This window comes from Streptomyces sp. NBC_01352 (genome assembly GCF_036237295.1).
Lineage (GTDB): Bacteria > Actinomycetota > Actinomycetes > Streptomycetales > Streptomycetaceae > Streptomyces > Streptomyces plumbiresistens.
This window is the reverse complement of sequence record NZ_CP108354.1, coordinates 9496157-9514759: the sequence shown is the minus strand read 5'-3', so window position 1 is coordinate 9514759 and position 18603 is coordinate 9496157. Positions and strand designations below refer to the sequence as shown.

16 protein-coding genes are annotated in these 18603 nt (G+C 73.6%); 10 read left to right on the top strand and 6 right to left on the bottom strand.

Annotated features, from left to right (window positions below; all coding sequences use genetic code 11):
* Positions 1 to 2: 2 nt before the first annotated feature.
* The gene (locus tag OG252_RS43615; RefSeq protein WP_266444532.1) at positions 3 to 785 is read left to right on the top strand and encodes a pectate lyase; all 783 of its coding nucleotides are present in this window, start codon (positions 3 to 5) and stop codon (positions 783 to 785) included.
* A gap of 84 nt (positions 786 to 869) precedes the next feature.
* Here OG252_RS43615 and OG252_RS43610 read toward each other — a convergent pair whose 3' ends face one another.
* Positions 870 to 1640: a PaaX family transcriptional regulator C-terminal domain-containing protein gene (locus OG252_RS43610; RefSeq protein ID WP_329343153.1), complete on the bottom strand. Its 771-nt coding sequence runs from the start codon at positions 1638 to 1640 to the stop codon at positions 870 to 872.
* Positions 1641 to 1704: 64 nt separating this feature from the next.
* Here OG252_RS43610 and OG252_RS43605 point away from each other — a divergent pair, with 64 nt between their 5' ends.
* Positions 1705 to 3387, top strand: coding sequence for an acyl-CoA dehydrogenase family protein (locus OG252_RS43605; protein WP_443068456.1), 1683 nt, complete (start codon positions 1705 to 1707; stop codon positions 3385 to 3387).
* Between the two features lie 115 nt (positions 3388 to 3502).
* On the opposite strand, the gene OG252_RS43600 is transcribed toward OG252_RS43605, so the two are convergent.
* Complete coding sequence (locus OG252_RS43600; protein ID WP_329343149.1) at positions 3503 to 4087, bottom strand: Rv1733c family protein; 585 nt, start codon at positions 4085 to 4087, stop codon at positions 3503 to 3505.
* Positions 4088 to 4370: 283 nt separating this feature from the next.
* On the opposite strand from OG252_RS43600, the gene OG252_RS43595 reads away from it, so the two are divergent.
* The 4 genes from OG252_RS43595 to OG252_RS43580 all read left to right on the top strand — a co-directional run bounded on the left by OG252_RS43595 (position 4371) and on the right by OG252_RS43580 (position 8303).
* Positions 4371 to 5456 (top strand): WD40/YVTN/BNR-like repeat-containing protein, encoded by a 1086-nt coding sequence (locus OG252_RS43595; RefSeq protein WP_266444521.1) that lies wholly within the window; start codon positions 4371 to 4373, stop codon positions 5454 to 5456.
* 85 nt (positions 5457 to 5541) lie between these two features.
* Complete coding sequence (locus OG252_RS43590; protein ID WP_329343147.1) at positions 5542 to 6219, top strand: uracil-DNA glycosylase; 678 nt, start codon at positions 5542 to 5544, stop codon at positions 6217 to 6219.
* Positions 6216 to 7196 carry an N-acetylglucosamine kinase gene (locus OG252_RS43585; RefSeq protein WP_329343145.1) on the top strand — a complete coding sequence of 327 codons (981 nt, stop codon included), beginning with the start codon at positions 6216 to 6218 and terminating at the stop codon, positions 7194 to 7196. The genes OG252_RS43590 and OG252_RS43585 overlap by 4 nt, the downstream gene beginning before the upstream one ends.
* Positions 7197 to 7379: 183 nt before the next feature.
* Positions 7380 to 8303: a sirohydrochlorin chelatase gene (locus tag OG252_RS43580; RefSeq protein ID WP_266444512.1), complete on the top strand. Its 924-nt coding sequence runs from the start codon at positions 7380 to 7382 to the stop codon at positions 8301 to 8303.
* A 144-nt stretch (positions 8304 to 8447) separates the two neighbouring features.
* Here the strand turns inward: OG252_RS43580 and OG252_RS43575 are convergent, their stop codons facing one another.
* Positions 8448 to 9482, bottom strand: a complete 1035-nt coding sequence (locus OG252_RS43575; RefSeq protein ID WP_266448841.1) for a lactonase family protein — start codon at positions 9480 to 9482, stop codon at positions 8448 to 8450.
* Between the two features lie 102 nt (positions 9483 to 9584).
* Complete coding sequence (locus tag OG252_RS43570) at positions 9585 to 11096, bottom strand: FUSC family protein (protein WP_266444509.1); 1512 nt, start codon at positions 11094 to 11096, stop codon at positions 9585 to 9587.
* Between the two features lie 204 nt (positions 11097 to 11300).
* Here OG252_RS43570 and OG252_RS43565 point away from each other — a divergent pair, with 204 nt between their 5' ends.
* The 4 genes from OG252_RS43565 to OG252_RS43550 all read left to right on the top strand — a co-directional run bounded on the left by OG252_RS43565 (position 11301) and on the right by OG252_RS43550 (position 14448).
* On the top strand, positions 11301 to 11777 hold the full coding sequence (locus tag OG252_RS43565; RefSeq protein ID WP_329343143.1) for an Lrp/AsnC family transcriptional regulator: 477 nt from the start codon (positions 11301 to 11303) through the stop codon (positions 11775 to 11777).
* Positions 11778 to 11819: 42 nt separating this feature from the next.
* Positions 11820 to 12521 (top strand): HAD family hydrolase, encoded by a 702-nt coding sequence (locus tag OG252_RS43560; protein WP_329343141.1) that lies wholly within the window; start codon positions 11820 to 11822, stop codon positions 12519 to 12521.
* Between the two features lie 95 nt (positions 12522 to 12616).
* Positions 12617 to 12913 (top strand): hypothetical protein, encoded by a 297-nt coding sequence (locus OG252_RS43555; protein WP_266444498.1) that lies wholly within the window; start codon positions 12617 to 12619, stop codon positions 12911 to 12913.
* Positions 12914 to 12960: 47 nt separating this feature from the next.
* The gene (locus OG252_RS43550; RefSeq protein ID WP_329343139.1) at positions 12961 to 14448 is read left to right on the top strand and encodes a S8 family serine peptidase; all 1488 of its coding nucleotides are present in this window, start codon (positions 12961 to 12963) and stop codon (positions 14446 to 14448) included.
* A 27-nt stretch (positions 14449 to 14475) separates the two neighbouring features.
* Here OG252_RS43550 and OG252_RS43545 read toward each other — a convergent pair whose 3' ends face one another.
* Both OG252_RS43545 and OG252_RS43540 read right to left on the bottom strand, forming a co-directional pair.
* A complete protein-coding gene (locus OG252_RS43545) occupies positions 14476 to 15891 on the bottom strand; it encodes an FAD-binding oxidoreductase (RefSeq protein ID WP_329343136.1) in 1416 nt (471 codons plus the stop codon).
* A gap of 102 nt (positions 15892 to 15993) precedes the next feature.
* Positions 15994 to 18597, bottom strand: coding sequence for a helix-turn-helix transcriptional regulator (locus OG252_RS43540; RefSeq protein ID WP_329343134.1), 2604 nt, complete (start codon positions 18595 to 18597; stop codon positions 15994 to 15996).
* Positions 18598 to 18603: the final 6 nt, after the last annotated feature.

Below are 18603 nucleotides of genomic sequence, written 5' to 3'. Positions count from 1 at the left end.
ACATGACTTCTGCAGCACCCTCGCGCGCCCGCGGGCGCGCACTCACCGGCTCACTGACCGCCCTGGGACTATCGGGTGTCATGATCATGACATTCAATGCGCCCACGGCGAGCGCGGCGACCTGGCCGACCCCCTCCAGCAGCCAGGGAGTGAGCTCGACCATCAACGTGTCCGGCGTCCGGGACGGCGGCATGGTGCGGTACTACGGCAGCGGCGACCTGGCCGGTGACGGCCAGGAGGAGGGCCAGGACCCGATCTTCAAGCTCGCGGCCGGCGCGACGCTGAAGAACGTCATCATCGGCGCGCCCGGCGCCGACGGCATCCACTGCGAGGGCAACTGCACCCTGCAGAACGTCTGGTGGGAGGACGTCGGCGAGGACGCCGCGACCTTCCGCGGCGGCTCGACCTACACCGTGACCGGCGGTGGCGCCAAGAAGGCCGCCGACAAGGTGTTCCAGCACAACGGGCCCGGCACCGTGAACATCTCGAACTTCGCCGTCAGCGAGTTCAAGACGCTGTACCGCTCGTGCGGCGACTGCTCCACGCAGTACACGCGCAAGGTGAACCTCAGCAACATCGAGGTCACCGGAACGGGCTCCACCGCACGGCTCGTCGGCATCAACGTCAACCGCAACGACGTGGCGACGCTGCGCGGCATCACGATCCTCAACGACTCGAGCCGCAAGGTCGTGCCCTGCCAGAAGTACAACAACACCACCGCGGTCGGGACGGGCCCCGACAGCACGAACTGCCTCTACAGCACCTCGGACATCACCTACAGGTAACCCCGGTAACCCCGGCAAGCCCCCCACGGTAGGTGAGGCGGCCGTCCGAAGCGTCCCCGCACGGCGCTTCGTACGGCCGCCGTGTCATGCGCCGGGAACGTGCCGGGAGTGCTGAGGCACCGTGTCGGCCAGCTCTTCCTGGTAGTCCGTGTACGCCGTGCGCAGGTCCGTGCCCGGCCAGTCCTTGGGCAGCAGTCCGGGGGGCAGGACCGGGTCGGCGAGCAGGTGCCGCACGACGGCCGCGAAGGCGGTGAGCCGGTCGGCCGGCCGGTCCGGGCGGGCCACGTGGGTGACGTGGTCGAGCAGTGCCCGGGCCGTGGCCGCCCAGGTGTCGAGGGGCCACAGGCTCGCCGCCAGCTCCGGCGCGGGACGGTCGGGGCGGGCCCTGTACCGCTGGGCCACCTCGTCGAGGTCGTCCGGGAGCGGCCGGAGCAGGTTGGCGGGCCGGAGCCAGACCCCTTCGCGGAGTTCGGCGAGCCTGAGGGCGGTCAGGCGGCCGCGCAGGTCGGCGCGTTCCGCGGGGCCGCGGCCGGTCGCGGTGATCACGACCATCTCCCAGTCGCCGTCCCACGCGCGCGTGCGGGGGTGTACGGCGTCGTCCTGGCGGCGCTGACGCGCGAGCAGCCGGTCGCTGAGGCGGTGGACCGAGTCCGTGCGCCGCAGGTCTCCGGCGGCCACCATCCGGCTGAGCGCGGCCCGCAGCGTGGAGCCGCCGACCCCGAAGGGCTCCACCGCGCGGACCAGGTCCTTGACGGGGAGCTCTGGCGGATGCGCGCCCAGCAGCAGGCTCAGCACGACCGACCGGGCGGACAGCGGCCGCAGGTCGACCCCGCCGGCCTGCACGTTCCTTCGCATGGTCACGTACTGTACGAGTCTTCCTCTTGTTGCATCATTGCTGCGATCGCAGCGAGAGTGCAACATGGCCCCTATGGTCTCGATATTCGCGCACGAACGGTCCACCACGCACGAACGGTCCACCACGCACGACGTCACCAACCAGCCCCCTCCGCTGGTCCCGTACGACGCGTCCGAGGACACGGCCCTCCTCGAGGGGCTGCGCCGGGAGGGTGCCGGGTGGGCCGAGGAGGGCATCCGGCGGCTCGGCCTGAGGGCGGGCAGCGCGCAGGCCCAGGAGTGGGCCGAGCTGGCCAACCGCCATGAGCCCGAGCTGTGGACGCACGACCGGTACGGCAACCGTGTCGACGAGGTCGAGTTCCATCCGAGCTGGCACCACCTGATGCGGGTCGCGGTCGGCGAGGGGCTGGCGGGCGCGCCCTGGGCGGACGGCCGTCCAGGAGCCCATGTCGCCCGTACCGCCGGCGGACTGGTGTGGGGGCAGACGGACGCCGGCCACGGCTGCCCGACCTCGATGACCTACGCGGCGATCCCCGCGCTGCGCAGGCAGCCGGAGCTCGCGAAGGTCTACGAACCGCTGCTGACCGGCCGCGAGTACGATCCGGAGCTCCGGGTGCCGAGCGAGAAGCGCGGCCTGCTGGCCGGCATGGGGATGACGGAGAAGCAGGGCGGCTCCGACGTCCGCACCAACACGACGGCGGCGACGCCCACGGCCGAGCCGGGTGTGTACACGCTGCGCGGGCACAAGTGGTTCACGTCGGCTCCGATGTGCGACCTGTTCCTGGTGCTGGCGCAGGCCCCGGACGGACTGTCGTGCTTCCTCGTGCCGCGGGTGCTGCCCGACGGCAGCCGCAACACGTTCCGCATCCAGCGGCTGAAGGACAAGCTGGGCAACCGGTCCAACGCCTCCTCCGAGCCCGAGTTCGACGGGACGGTGGCCTGGCTGGTCGGTCCCGAGGGGCAGGGCGTCAAGACGATCATCGAGATGGTCAACTGCACCCGGCTGGACTGCGTGATGATGTCGGCGACGCTGATGCGCAGGACCCTCGTCGAGGCGGGCCACCATGTGCGCCACCGCAGCGCGTTCGGCGCGCGGCTCGTCGATCAGCCGCTGATGCGCAACGTCCTGGCCGACCTCGCGCTGGAGTCGGAGGCGGCGACGACTCTCAGTCTGCGGCTGGCCGGCGCGGCCGACCGGGCGGTGCGGGGCGACACCGACGAGGCGGCGTTCCGCCGGATCGCGACCGCCGTGGGCAAGTACTGGGTCACCAAACGGGGTCCCGCCTTCACCGCGGAGGCCCTGGAGTGTCTCGGCGGCAACGGGTACGTCGAGGAGTCGGGCATGCCCCGCCACTACCGCGAGGCCCCTCTGCTGTCGATCTGGGAGGGCTCGGGGAACGTCAACGCGCTGGACGTACTGCGGGCGTTGCGGCGCGAGTCCGGCAGCGCTCAGGCCCTCTTCGCCGAACTCGCCCTGGCGCGGGGTGCGGATGCCCGCCTGGACGCGGCCGTGACGCGACTGAAGGACCAGGTGGCGCAGACCTCCGAGGCCGGTGCGCGGCGGCTGGTGGAGCTGATGGCCCTGACCCTGCAGGCCTCCCTCCTGGTCCGGCACGCCCCGCCCGCCGTCGCCGACGCCTTCTGCGCGACCCGGCTCGGGGGCGACTGGGGACACGCCTTCGGCACGCTGCCCGACACCGCCGATCTGGACACGGTCCTGGCCCGCGCGCTGCCCGACGGCGCCTGAACGTCCGCCGGAAGGATGCTTCTCGCCGGGTCGCACACCTCACCCGGCGTGAGCGGGGCAGCTGCTCCGCCGTTCGGGTCCACGTGCCGGTCCATGGGCCCGCGGACCCGAACGGTCAGCCCGTCGTACGCCCCCACAGCGGGCCGAGCAGTTCCCACTCCGCGTCCCACCGCTCCATGCGGCGGCGCTCCAGGCGGCCGCGCAGGACCCGGCCGCCCACGAAGGGGACGGCGCCGACGCTCACCCCGATCAGGCCTCCGATCAGGGCGGCCCGCAGGCGGGCCTGGGACGCGGTGGCGGGCTTCGAGACGAGGCGGCCCTCCGGATCCGTCCACACCGTGACCGGGGCCCCGAAGGTGCTGCCGGGCGGGACCCGGACCTGGCCCTTGTGCGCGGAGCCGTCCGCGATGCTCCAGCTCACCTCGGCCCACACCCGCTCGCCGCGTGGCGTCTGGGAGGGCGCGTCGGAGGTTCCGGGCGCCTGATCGGTGAGGCGGGCCACGACGGGCCGCCACTCGACGCGCTCGCGGGCCAGCTCGCGTTCCACGGACCAGGTCACCGCCAGACCCGCGAGTACGCCGGCGAGGACGGTGAGCACCCAGGCGCCGAGCACCACCCAGGCCTCCAGCACGTCGGCCCCGCGTTTGAGCGGATTGCGCCGCCAGCGCCACAGCCACACCCTCGGACCACGGAACGCCATCGAAGGCATCCTCCTCATCAGCGCCAGAAGTGAGCGCACGACCGTGCCGTACCGCACTCCCATACGGGAGACGCCTCTTCGATGCTCACGCAGACCTCCCCGACTCGCCTCACGGCGGGTCCCTCGACGGTGCGGAATCTGGTCGAAACGGTCGCGCGAGCCTGCCCGGGGAGTTACCCTCGCCGCCCTGACCTGCGGCGGAGACGTTTCCAGGGGTGACTGTCAGTGGTGGGGTGCAGACTGGCGAATGTCCTGAGACGAAGACGTCGCGGAGGTGGTCGGCATGACCGAAGTACTGCTCGCCGTGGGCACACGCAAAGGCCTGTTCATCGGACGCAGGCGGGGTGGCGCGTGGGAGTTCGACGAGAGTCCGTACTTCAACGCGCAGGCGGTGTATTCGGTCGCCCTCGACACCCGGGGAGAGCGCCCGCGGCTGCTGGCCGGCGGCGACAGCGCGCACTGGGGACCGTCCGTGTTCCACTCCGACGACCTGGGCCGGACCTGGACCGAACCGGCGCAGCCGGCCGTCAAGTTCCCGCAGGACACGGACGCTTCGCTGGAGCGGGTCTGGCAGCTGCACCCGGCGGCCGCCGAGCCGGACGTGGTGTACGCGGGCACGGAACCGGCCGCGCTGTACCGCTCCGAGGACCGCGGCGAGAGCTTCGAGCTGGTCCGCCCCCTGTGGGAGCACCCCACCCGCTCCCAGTGGGTGCCGGGCGGCGGCGGTGAGGGCCTGCACACCGTGCTCACCGACAAGCGGGATCCGCGTGCGGTGACGGTGGCCGTCTCGACGGCCGGCGTGTTCCGCACGAAGGACGGCGGCGCCAGCTGGGAGCCGTCCAACTCCGGGGTCTCCGCGGTGTTCCTGCCGGACCCGAACCCGGAGTTCGGCCAGTGCGTGCACAAGATCGCCCAGGACGCGGCGACGCCGGACCGGCTGTATCTGCAGAACCACTGGGGTGTGTACCGCAGCGACGACGCGGGCGCGCACTGGACGGACATCGGCGAGGGCCTGCCGTCCACGTTCGGTTTCGCGATGGCCGCCCACCCCCGCCGCGGGGACACGGCGTACGTGTTCCCGATCAACGCCGACGCGGACCGGATCCCCGCCGGCCGGCGATGTCGGGTGTTCCGCACCACGGACGCGGGCAAGAGCTGGGAGCCGCTCACCGCGGGCCTGCCCCAGGAGGACCACTACGGCACGGTCCTGCGGGACGCGATGTGCACGGACGACGCCGACCCGGCGGGCGTGTACTTCGGCAACCGCAACGGCGAGGTGTTCGCGTCGGCGGACGACGGCGACAGCTGGCGGCAGTTGGCCTCGCATCTGCCGGACGTGCTGTGTGTGCGGGCCGCGGTGGTCGGATGAACCGGTTGCGGTTACCGACCGGCTGTCCGGCCGGCCTTGGCCACTGGTTGATTCCCGCCGCCCGTACGGCAGTAGGGTGACGCCCGTGGCTCCACGACCCTTGCATGAAATCGTCGAACCGGGCTGGGCGCAGGCCCTCGAACCCGTCGCCGGACGGATCGCCGGCATGGGCGACTTCCTGCGTGCGGAGATCGCCGCGGGACGCACCTACCTACCGGCCGGACCGAACGTTCTGCGGGCCTTCCAGCAGCCCTTCGACGAGGTGCGGGTCCTGATCGTCGGACAGGACCCGTACCCGACGCCGGGGCACGCGGTGGGCCTGTCGTTCTCGGTCGCGCCGGACGTGCGTCCGCTGCCCGGCAGCCTGATCAACATCTTCCGTGAGCTGAACACCGACCTGGGGCTGCCGCAGCCGTCCAACGGCGATCTGACGCCGTGGACCGAGCAGGGCGTGCTGCTGCTCAACAGGGCGCTCACCACGGCGCCGCGCAGCCCGGGGGCGCACCGCGGGAAGGGCTGGGAGGAGGTCACCGAGCAGGCGATACGCGCGCTGGCGGCGCGCGGCAAGCCGCTGGTGTCGATCCTCTGGGGCCGCGACGCCCGCAATCTGCGTCCGCTGCTCGGCAACCTGCCGTCGGTGGAGTCCTCCCATCCCTCGCCGATGTCGGCCGACCGCGGCTTCTTCGGGTCCCGTCCCTTCAGCCGGGCCAACGATCTGCTGGTCGGGCTGGGCGGGCAGCCGGTGGACTGGCGCCTGCCGTGACCGGTGCGGGGGACGGGTTCCTCGCCGTCGACTCCGGAGGCTCCGGCCTCCGCGTCGTCGTCGGCGGCTCCGGGCGCGGCCCGCTCCCCCAGCGGGAGTCCCGGGAACCGGTGCGCACCGGTGAGCGGGGCATCGATGCGGGCCACCTTATGGAGCAACTGGTGCCCATGGTGCGTGCGTTGACCGCCGAGGCGGGTGTCGACGGGCTGGGTACGGCCGTTGTCGGCGCGGCCGGGCTCGCCACGCTGGGTGACGCACTGCGTGCCGAACTCCCGGACGCGCTGGCACGGGAGTTCGGGATCCGTACGGTCGCCCTCGTCGCCGACGCCGTCACCGCCTACACCGGCGCCCTCGGTCCGCGCGCCGGGGCGGTCGTGGCCGGCGGCACGGGGCTGATCGCGATCGGCACCGACCTGGCGTGCTGGCGTCGCGCGGACGGCTGGGGCCATCTGCTGGGCGACTGCGGCGGCGGCGCCTGGATCGGCCGGGCCGGGCTGGAGGCGGCGCTGCGCGCCCACGACGGGCGGGACGGCGGCTCGGTACGGCTGCTGGCGTGCGCCGAGGAGTTGTTCGGCCCGATGACGGAGTTGCCCGGCAAGCTGTACCCGCGCCCCGACCGCCCCGCCGTCCTCGCCTCCTTCGCACCCCAGGTGTCCGCGTGCGCCGCCGGCGACCCCGTCGCCGCGGGCATCCTGCGTGCGGCGGCCCGGCACCTGGCCGACTCCCTGGCCGCCGTCTGCCCGGCCACGGGCGAGCCCCGAGTGGCTCTCACCGGCGGCCTGTTCAAGATGGGCGACCCGCTCGTCGTACCGCTGGAGGAGGAACTGGCCAAGCGGTTGCCGCACGCGCGGCGGGTGGCGGCCGAGGGCGATCCGCTGCACGGCTCGGTGCGCATCGCGAGCGATCTGGCCGCCGGTGCGCTCAGTCTGCCGGGTGACGAGAAGATGCTCTCCGTGGTGACCGGGAAGGGTGATTGATCCCGTGGTGCGCCAGGTGTCCGACAAGTGCCTCTTCGTGCCTCACGACTTGTGACTCGCGTCGGGGAAAACCGCTGATCACTTCGGATCCGTACGTAACTCATCAGACAAAACCGGACGGATACCGCTCACCTGCACCCTCCCCGAACAGGGGAGCCCAGGAAGCCAGTAACATGCGACGCCATGAGCTCCCCCACTGGGCCCGCGTCCGGCCTGCCAGTACGAATGCCGCGACCTCGCCAGCCCGGGCGGCACCGCCGACCCGAGCCGTTGGCGGCACCCGAGGGCGCGCCCGCGCTCCTGCTCGCGGTGCCGGGCACGCCGGGCATCGCCACGCGCAGTCTCGCCGAGGAGGTCGTGAGCATCGCGCGCTCCGAGCTCCCCGGCCTCGACGCCCGGATCGGGTACCTCGACGGGGACGACGCGGAGTTTCCCACCCTGCAGGCCGTGCTGGTGCACGCCGCCGAGGTGCGCGCCGCCCGCTACGAGCAGGCCAAGGCCGCCGGTGCGGACGTCAAGGAGCCGGACGGCCCGGTGGCCGTCGTCGTGCCGCTGCTGGCCGGCCCGGACGGCTCGCTGCTGCGCCGGATCCGCCAGGCCGTGATGGACAGCCGGATCGCGGCCGACCTGACCGATGTGCTCGGCCCGCACCCGCTGCTCGCCGAGGCGCTGCACGTGCGGCTGTCTGAGGCCGGGCTGGCCCGCGCCGACCGTGCCCGCCTGTTCACCGTGGCGACCGCCGCGGACGGCATCATCCTGGCCTCGGTGGGCGGCGAGGAGGCCGTGCAGGCGGCCGGGATCACGGGCATGCTGCTGGCCGCGCGCCTGGCCGTGCCGGTGATGGCCGCGGCGCTGGACCAGGAGGGGTCGATCTCGTCCGTCGCCGAGCAGCTCCGCTCCTCGGGCTCCCAGCAGCTGGCGCTGGCGCCGTATCTGATAGGGCCGGAGATCGACTCCGCGCTGGTCGCGGAAGCGGCCGCGGAGGCGGGCTGCTCCGCCGCCGAGCCGCTCGGCCCGTACCCGGCCATCGGCAAGCTCGCGCTGGCCAAGTACACGACCGCGCTGGGCATCGCCCCGCCGCAGCCGCAGGGTGCGCCGGTCCGCTGACGCGGACGGCACGTTCGTACGGCGAAGGGCCCGCTCCGCGTACGGGGAGCGGGCCCTCGCCATGTCCGGCTCCTGAGGCGGGCCCGCGCCGTGCCCCGGACCGGAAACGGGCCGATGTCCGGGGGCTCGGGCGGCGGCCTCGGTTCAGCCGATGACCACGCACGAGGCCGCGGGCACCTCGATCGAGCCGGCCCGGCTCGGCAGTCCGGTAGCCGGGTCGACGGCGAACCAGGAGACGTCGCCGGAGCGCTCGTTCGCGGCGTACAGGAAGCCGCCCGCCGCGGTGATCGCCCGTGGCCAGTGGCCGCCCGAGGGCACCGTGCCGATCAGCCGCAGGCCCTCTGGCTCGACGGCGAAGGTGGACAGGACGTCCTCGCCGCGGGTGGCGATCCACACGAAGCGGCCGTCGGGCGAGACGGCGATGCCCGACGGGTAGGCGTCGCCCGTCGGCGAACCGGGCAGGATCGGCGTCTCCGTCAGCGGCTTCAGCGTGCCGTCCGCGGCCTCCCAGCGGCAGACGGTCACGGTCGGGGTGAGTTCGTTGACGACGTAGGCGTACGAGCCGTCGGGGTGGAAGGCGAGGTGGCGCGGCCCGGAGCCGGGCCGCAGGGCGGTCTCCCGGTGCAGTACGGGAGCGCCGTCGGTCAGTGTGCACACGCGCACGGAATCGGTGCCGAGGTCGACGCTGACGGCCCAGCGTCCGCTCGGGTCGGGCTGCACCTGGTGCGCGTGCGGTCCCTGCTGGCGGGGCGTGTGCGGGCCCGAGCCGGTGTGCAGGAGGACGCCGGACGGGGCGGACGCGAGGGTGCCGTCGGGGCGGACGGGCACGGCGGTGACGCTGCCGGAGCCGTAGTTGGCGGTCAGGACGTGGCCGGCGTGGACGCTGAGGTGGGTGGGCCCGTTCGCGCCGACCGACACGGGCGGGCCGGCCGGCTCGGGCTCGTCACCGCTCACCCGGTACGCGGCCACCGCACCCTCGGCCGTCTCGCTGACCGCGTACAGCGTGTCCCCGTCGGGCGCGAGGGCCAGGTACGACGGGTCGGGAAGGCCGTCCAGGCTGCTCAGGACGGTGAGCGCGCCGGTGGATCGGTCCACCTCCGCCGTCACGATCCCAGGGCCTCCGGCCGCCGTGAAGGACCCGATGAAGGCCCGCTGTCGCCGCCTGCCGCCGTCTGTCACCGCGGTCCCCTCTCGTCCGGTGCCGTTCGGGGTGACGGTAGCAGCGATCATGCGAGGTCTAGACCAAAAGGGTGGATTATTCGGCTGCGGTGGGTCGGCTGCTCATGCGTCGACCAGCGGCGAACGCGACGGCGTCCGCAGGGGCATGGCGAGTTCGGCGAGGGCGCGCTCCAGGCCGTGCAGGTGGGCCAGCGCGGGTTCCGCGGCGGGCGGGCGGGGCGCCGGTACGGTGAGGCGCTCGCGCCTGCCCGCACGGAGCCCGTCGCCGATGAGCGCCTCGACCGCGGCCTCGACACGCCGGCAGGCGGCGGCGAGGCGGGCGTCGTGCGAGGCCTCCGGATCGGCGGCCACGGCGGCCAGGCCCCGGATCTCCCGGGCGCAGTCGTCGAGCAGGGCCAGCACCCGGCGGGCGCGCCGCTTGCGGCCGAGCACCGGGTTGAGCGGGTGCACGAGCGGGGCGACCGACAGCCGTACCCGGCCGAGCAGCTGCTCCAGTTCGGCCACGCGGGACACCGGGTCGGCGTTCTCGTTGCCCGCGAGGCGGGCGGCGGCCTCCGCGGTGCACGCGCGGACGCAGCGCAGCGCCCGCTGGATCCAGGCGTCGGTGACGGTGTGGGTGGTGACCGGCAGCACGAAGAGCACCGCCAGGACGGCGCCGAGCGCGCCGATCCCGGTCTCCGCGAGCCGCAGGGCGAGCAGCGCGGGGTCGAGGACGCCCAGGAGGCCGTAGAGCAGCTCCGCGAGGAGTGTCACGCAGAGCATCATCCAGGTGTAGGACACGGCGGCCGTGTAGAAGATGCCGAAGACGCAGGCGGTGAGCAGGACGGCCGTGGGCAGGGCCGCCCCGTGCAGCGGGACGGCGAGGAGCAGGCCGAGGCCGATGCCGATCACCGTGCCGAGGACGCGGCGGAAGCCGCGGACCAGGGTCTCGCCGCGCGAGGTGGTATTGACGAAGATCCACCAGGTGGCGCCGACGGCCCAGTACCAGCGCTGTCCGGACACCAGCTGGCCCACCACGAGGGCGAAGCCGGCGCCGGTGGTCGCCTGGATCGCCTGGCGGGTGGTCACGCGGGCCAGGCCGGTGCCGCCGGGCGGGGCGGGGACGGGGGCCGGGGGCAGACGGCGCTCGTAGCACCACAGGCCGAAGCGGACGGCCGCGGCGGTGAGCACGGCCAGCACGACGGCGGCGTACAGCTCGGGCAGCTGGTCGGTGGTGGCGTGCAGGAACTGGGCCACGAAGAAGGTCATGAACGCGAACACGCCGAGGCTGTGTCCGCGCGGCCCCCAGCGTCGCGCGTAGACGCCCGCACCCACCACGGCGAGGAAGGTGAGGTCACGGGCCACGGGGTGGTCGTGCAGTTCGGCGGCGGCGGCGAGCACGGGCAGGCCGACGGCGGGCAGCAGCGCGGTGGTCACCGCCTGGCCGCGCACGGTGGCGTCGGTGACGGTGAACAGGGCGAGCAGCGCGGCGAGTCCGCCGGTGACGGCCCCGACGAGCGAGTGGCCGGCCAGCCCGCTCACGACGACCGCCGCCGCGATGCCGAGCACGGCCCGCGCGGCGAACCGCAGCCGCGCCCCTCCCGGGTCCGGCGCCACGAACATCCTCTTCAGCACTGCTTCCCGCCCCCTTCGCCCTCTTGGGCCCCCGGCATGAGAAAAGCGCCGCGGGATCCGCAGCGCCATCGACGCGTCCATAACAACATCAAGGACCCATCTGGCTCAAGTGGCTCCTGGAATGCTGGACCATTGGCACAGGCACAATGGTCTTGGCTCGTCCACTGGCGAGCCAACGGACCAGGTACGAGGAGGCCGGACCGCATGGCCGTGGACGAGCTCGACACCCGCATCCTGCGACTGCTGCTGGAGCAGCCCCGCACGAGCGTGCGGGAGTACGCCCGCATCCTCGGGGTGGCCCGCGGGACTCTGCAGGCCCGCCTGGACCGGCTGGAGCGGGACGGGGTGATCACCGGCACGGGCCCGTCCCTGTCCCCCGCCGCGCTCGGCCACCCGGTGCTCGCGTTCGTGCACGTCGAGGTCACCCAGGGGAACCTGGACGACGTGGGCGACGCGCTGGCCGCCGTACCGGAGATCGTCGAGGCCTTCTCGATCACGGGCGGCGGGGATCTGCTGACCCGGGTCGTGGCGCGGGACAACGCGCACCTGGAAGACGTGATCCAGAAGCTGATCAGCCTGCCGGGCGTCGTCCGCACCCGCACCGAGGTGGCGCTGCGCGAACGCGTTCCGCAGCGGCTGCTGCCGCTGGTGGAGTCGATCGGGCGTGCTGCTCGGAAGTGACCCTTGAAATCATTCGGAAGTGGCCTTTGAAATCATGAGGTCATGAGCACTTTCGGCGCCCCCGCGGTCATCTTCGATCTCGACGGAACGCTCGTGGACAGCGAGCCGAACTACTACGAGGCGGGCCGGCAGATTCTGGCCGAGCACGGTGTCCCGGACTTCACCTGGGCGGACCACGAGCGGTACGTCGGCATCAGCACGCAGGAGACGGTCGCCCACTGGAAGGAGCTGTACGGGCTGCGCGCCCCGGTGGAGGAGCTGCTGGCCGCCAAGAACCGCCGCTATCTGGAGTTGGCGCGCGCGTCCACCTCCGCCTACCCCGAGATGCGGACGTTCGTGGAGCTGCTGGCGGGCGAGGGCGTCCCGATGGCCGTGGCGTCGGGGTCGTCGCCCCTGGCCATCGACGCGATCCTGGCCGGCACCGGCCTGGACACGTACCTCCGGACCGCCGTCTCGGCCGACGAGGTCGCACGGGGCAAGCCCGCCCCCGACGTGTTCCTGGAGGCGGCTCGCCGGCTCGGAGCGGACCCGGCCGACTGCGTGGTCCTGGAGGACGCGGCGCCGGGCGCCGCCGCGGCCCACGCGGCCGGGATGCGCTGCATCGCGATCCCGTACGTCGCCGCGCAGGCCGACGCCCCGGAGTTCGCCGCGGCGGGCCTTCTCCTGCGCGGCGGACAGGCGGAGTTCACGGCGCGGGCCGCGTACGACTGGCTCGTACGGACGGCTCCGGAGCGGCCGCGGTGATCGACCTACGGCAATCGCGCCTATTTACCATCTTTTGCGGAGCTGCGCAACGAATGCGAAGCTTGAGGGGATGAGTGAACCAGCAGGAGACACACGTGACATCGGGGCAAGGTGACGCGTCCGAGGAGGAGTTCGTCGAGGCCCTGGTCGAGTTGCGGCCCGACGCTTCGGCCGGCGACCTGGTTCCGTGGTGCTCCCGTCATGGCATCGACGTGCTGCCGATGACCGCCGGAGCGCTGCTGACCGGATCGGGCCGGACCCTCGCCGAGGCGTTCGAGGTCCCGCGTCTCGGGACCCGCTCTCGTCCCCGGTCGCTGCCCGTGCCGCCGGCGCTCGCGAGTACCGCGAGGTCCGTCACCGTGCTGCCGACCCCCCACGCCCGGAGCTCGTGACCGGCTGCCGTGACGCGTGCGTCCGGGCCTCCACTTCTGGAGGACAGATGACCAGCCCGACAACTCCCGCGTACGGGCAGGACGTTCCGGACACCGTGTACGGCTATGTCTCCGCCCGCTCTCGGGGCGGGATACCGATGACCCGGGCGAGCAGCCTCCGGTCGGCCGCGCCGTTCCACGCCGAGGGCGACACCCAGGAGCGCGCCAAGGAGTACGCACGGACGGCGGGACTGACCGTGACCGCCGAGAGCCGGCTGGGCTTCACCGTGGCGGGTACGCCGGCCGCCTACGAACAGCTGACCAGCGGACGGATCGCCAGCTACGAGGTGCGTCAGCGGGTGGCGATGAACCGGGTGCGTTCCGTCACGCATCTCGACATCGTCGGCGACCGTCAACCGGCCGCCCTCGGCGTCGGTGACGCGCCCGGCGAGGACGCCATCGAGGCCGTCGCGCTGGAGCGGCCCCGCACCCCCATGCGCGTGCTCCCGGCCGCCGCCGAGCCGCCGACGGTCACGGCGTTCCACCTCACGCTTCCGCACGACGTGGCCAGGCTCCTCAACGCGAGGTCGGCCCACGGGGTGGGGGAAGTGGGTCGCGGAGTGCAGGTCGCCATGGTGGACACGGGGCAGGCTCCGCACGCCTTCTTCGCCGCGCACGACTACGACGTCGGTCGGACCGTCGCGCTCGTGCCCGGTACCAGCCCCGCGGAGGACCCGATCGGGCACGGCACCGGTGAATCGGCGAACGCCTTCGCCGTGGCGCCGGGCGCGCGGCTGCGCCCGTACCGGGCCAGCGACCGGCGCGGTGAGCTCACGGCCGCCGTGGCGGGTTTCGTGCGCGCGAAGGCCGACCGCCCGCAGGTGCTCACCAACTCCTGGGGCGGGGACCAGAAGTTCCCTCCGATGGGGCCGCCGAGTCAGTCCGACGTGATCTTCGCGCTGGAGATCCTGGACGCGGTGGAGCAGGGCATCGTCGTCGTCTTCTCGGGCGGCAACGGCCAGTTCACGATCGAGCCGCAGGTGCCCGGTGTGATCGCCGCCGGCGGGGTGTTCGCGGGTCCGGACGGCCGGCTGCGGGCGTCCAACTACACGAGCGGGTACGCCAGTCCCTGGATGGACGGCGTCGTCGTGCCGACGGTGTCCGGTCTGGTCGGCATGCTGCCCCGCGCCCAGTACCTCATGCTGCCGGTGCCGCCCGGCTGTGAGATCGATGTCGGCGAGAGCCTGCCGGACCCCGAGGACCCGGACGCTCCCGCGGACGGTACCGCGCGGGACGACGGCTGGGCGCTGTTCTCGGGTACGTCCGCCGCGGCACCGCAGATCGCCGGAGCGGCGGCCCTGCTGCTCGGGGCCCGGCCGGGGCTCACTCCCGCCCAGGTCACCGAGGCCCTCGTCAGGACCGCCACCGACGTCACGGCCGGCACCAGTCACCCGCGGTTCGGCAGCCGCGCCCGGCCCGGCCCCGACAAGGCCACCGGAGCCGGACTGGTCAACGTCAGCGCCGCGCTGGACTTCGTCCTCACGCAGAACCCCTAGTCGCTCGGCCACCCCCTCGGTCCGACTTCAGGGCCGGGCCTCGTACCGCGGCTCCGGCGTCGGCTGGATGTTCTGGTTGAGGCGGAAGACGTTGTCCGGGTCGTGGGCGGCCTTGATCCGGGCCAGGCGGTCGTAGTTGCCGCGGTAGCTGGCCCGGACGCGTTCCTGGCCCTCGTCCATCATCATGTTCACGTAGGCGCCGCCCGCCGAGTACGGGTGCAGTGCCTCGAAGTAGTCGACCGTCCACCGCCTGACCAGCTCGGCGTTGGCCGGGTCGGGGTCGACACCGGCGTACACGGACGCCCAGCGCGCCTCGCGGTAGGCCCAGGGCGTCTCGTCCGGGCCGACGTCGTGGGCGGCGCCGTCGATCGGGTAGAGGTGCATCGTCGACTGCATGGTGGGCACTTCCGCGCCGAACTTGGCGTGCAGGTCGACGGCCTCGTCCGGGATGTCGTCGACGAAGTCGGCGCGCCAGTACCACTGGTGGCCCGGCGGGTAGAGCCCGTCGAACATGGCCTGCATGTCGGGGTGCGGCATGGGCCCGGGCGCGTGCAGCATCGGCTGCGGCAGGGCGTCGAGCAGCGGGGCCATCTCCCGTGCGGCCGCCTCGGTGTCGTCGCCCGTGTAGCACCACACGACACCGGCGGTCTTGCGCAGCTGGAACTCCTCGGGGAACGGCGGGGCGGGCGGCACGGTGCCGAACAGGAAGAAGGCGTTGAGCTCGCGGGGCGCGGTCGGGAGGAAGTCCCGGTAGGCGGCGAGGACCTCGGCGCCGATCTCGACGGGCCAGAACGTCGGCCCGGCGATGACGGTGCTCACCTCGTGCAGCCGGAACAGGAACGAGGTGGCGACGCCGAAGTTGCCGCCGCCGCCCCGGACCGCCCAGAACAGGTCGCTGTTCTCGTCGGCGCTCGCCCGCACCTGCCGGCCGTCGGCCAGGACGAGGTCGGCCTCCAGCAGGTTGTCGATGGTCAGCCCGCACCTGCGGGTCAGGTGGCCGAGCCCGCCGCCGGTGGCGAGGCCGCCGACCCCGGTGGTGGAGATGATGCCGCTGGGGGTGGCGAGGCCGTGCGCGTTGGTGGCGCGGTCGACCTCTCCCCAGACGCAGCCGCCGCCGACCCGGACCGTGCGGGCCTCGGGGTCGACGTGGATGTCCTTGAGGGGCGACAGGTCGGCGACCACTCCCCCGTCGACGGTGCCGAGTCCGGCGCCGTGGTGGCCGCCGCCGCGGACCGCGAGCGGGAGGTCGTGTGCGCGGGCGAAGCCGATCACTCGGGCGACGGCGTCCGCGTCGGCGCAGCGGGCGACGAGCGCGGGGCGCTTGTCGATCATCGCGTTGTAGACGGCGCGGGCGTCCTGGTAGCCGGTGTCGTCGGGGCCGATCAACTCTCCGGTGAAGTTGGCCAGTTCGCGTCGGGCTGCGTGGGCGGGTGTGCTGGTCATGCGGTTCCCCCGGTTGTCGTTTCGGGTCGATACGCCCGTTCTACGCGGGTCGCGCAGGTGTAGGTATCCGTGACCGTCACCCAGCTCGGGCTCGGCGGGTACCTAGGTTTCGCGGCCACCGGACAGGCCCAGCTCGGTCGCGCGGACCGCGACCTGCCGCCGCGTGGGCGCGCCCAGCTTGTCGAGGACCGCGCGCACGTGGTTGTCGACCGTACGGACGGATACGACGAGCCGGGCGGCGATCTCCGCGTTGGTCAGTCCGTCGACGAGCAGTCGCACCACCTGGAGCTGGCGTTCGGTGAGACCGGCGGGGTTGTCGCGGGTCGCCGCGAGCGGGCCGCGGGGGATGTGACGCAGGCCCAGGCGCCGCAGTTCGGCGCGGATCAGCCGGGCCTGCGGCTCGGCGCCGAGGGCGTCGAGTGCCGTGAGCGCGGTGAGCCGGTCGGCGGGGTCCGGGCTCTGCGCGAGGGCGACGGCGTGTTCGTAGGGGCAGCCCGCCGCCTGCCAGAGCTCCGCGGCCCGCTGCCACTGTCCGCGGGCTTGCAGGGCGTACGGATGCTCCGTGTCGTCGGCCGGGACCGGGTGGCCGGCCAGGGTGAGCCAGTAGCCGAGCTCGGCGCGGTAGGGGGCGCCCGGCAGGTCACGGGCCTGGGCGTGGACGGGTTCGACGGCCGCGACGACGCCGGCCGGATCCCCGCGCAGCCAGGCAGCCTCGGCGCGGGCCACGGCCACCGGCCCGGTGCGCTGGAGTTCCCGGGTCCGTACGGCGATCTCCCAGGCCTCGTCGAGGAGTTCCTCGGCGCCGGGCGGCCCGCCGCGGCGGATGCGGACCCGGGCGAGGACGGTCAGGGCGGGGCAGCGGGCGGGGACGAAGTCGTGCATCCCGAACTCGGCGTGTTTCTCGGCGTCGTCCCAGTCGGCGGCCGCGAGGCGCCGCATGGCCAGCTCGACGTGGAGGTAGTTGAGGAAGCCGAGGTGTTCGGCGCGGTCGGCCAGGTCCATCGCCGGTGGCAGGAAGCGGTCGGCCTCGGCGTACTGGAGGGTGTCGAGCAGGTTCCAGATCAGGTTGGCGTAGGCCCGGCAGGCGTGTTCGACCTCGCCGGCGGCGAGGGCGACGTCGAGGCTCTCCTCCAACTGGCGGCGCCCGCCGGGGTCTCCGCCGCGCCAGCGGGCCGTGCCGACGTTGTTGAGGGCGTGCGACAGGATCGCGGGATCGCCCGCCTTCCGGGCCAGGGCGATGGCGCGTTCGCCGTGCGTGACCGCCTCGGCGTAGCGCTCGGACAGCATGCGCAGCTGGGCGGTGTTGCTGACGGCGAGCGCCAGCAGCCGGTCGTCGCCCGCGTGTTCCAGGACGGCGACGGCCTCGCGGGCGGCTTCCTCGGCCGGGTCGGCGTCGCCTGCCCACCAGTGGATGCGGGACAGCCAGCGCAGATCGGCGCCGAGGGCGCGGATGTCGCCGAGGGAGCGGCGCAGGGCGACCGCGTCCCGCTGGGCGACGACGGCGGCGGCCGAGTCGGCGACGGTGTAGCACTCCACCGCGTAGCGCTCGAGGAGGTCGGCGAGGTCGGCCGGGGCGTAGCGGTGCCGGTCGCGCAGGACCAGCCGCAGCTGGGCGGCGGCCTCGCGGTGGGCGCCCGCTCCCGCGGCGTCCTTGGCGGCGTCGGGCCCGTACCGGGCGATGGCGTCCCGGTCGCCGGCCTGGGCGGCGTGGTGGACGATGCGGGCGGTGTCGGAGCCGGGCCGGGCGACGAGGGCCGCGAGGACGGTGCGGTTGAGCTCGATGCGGCGGGCGGCGGGCAGGGAGTCGGCGACGGCCCGCCGGATCAGCTCGTGCCGGAACGCCACCCGCTCCGGGGCCACGGCCAGCAGGCCGCGCTGTTCGGCCGCCGCCAGTACGGCCACGCCGTCCGCGAGCAGGACGTCGATGAGCGGGCGCTCGACGGCCGAGGGGACGACGGCGAGCTGTTCCAGGGCGGCCACGGTGGCGGAGTCGAGCCCGCGCAGTCTGGCGAGCACGGCGTCGACGACGGTCGGCGGCACGCCCCCGGTGCCGCCCGCGGCCACGACCTCGGCGACGAAGAACGGGTTGCCCGACGTCACGGCGTACACCTGCGCCGCGTCGAGCCGCCCGGCCGCGCTCAGGGTGCGTACGGCGGCCAGGGAGAGGCGGGCCAGCGGGAGCCGGTGGACGCGGCGCACGCGGGAGAGCTGGCCGAGGAGGTGGCGCAGGGGGTGCCCGCTGGTCAACTCGTCGTCCCGGTAGGTGAGGACGAGCAGGGCGGGCAGTCGCTCCACGCGCCGCACCAGGAAGCGCAGGGCGTCGAGGGAGGCCTCGTCGGCCCAGTGGACGTCCTCGACGACGAGTACCGCAGGATGCGGACCCCCGGCCAGCTCTTCGTGCAGGGCCTCGTAGACGCGCGGCCGGTCGCCGCCCTCCGTGACGGCCCGGGCCAGTTCGGCGCCGACGGTCCCGACGAGGTCGCGGAACGGGCCGAGCGGCCGTCGCGTGGCGAGGTCGTCGCACTCCCCGACGAGCATCCTGGCCTGGTCCGGGAGCCGCTCCGGCAGGGCCTTGACCAGGCTCGACTTCCCGATGCCCGCCTCTCCGAAGACGAGCACCACCGATCCGGCCCCGTCCGCCGCCTCCCGGGCGGCCGCAGCCAGTCGCACCAGCTCGGTCTCGCGCTCCAGGATCCCCCGGTCCACGGGGCG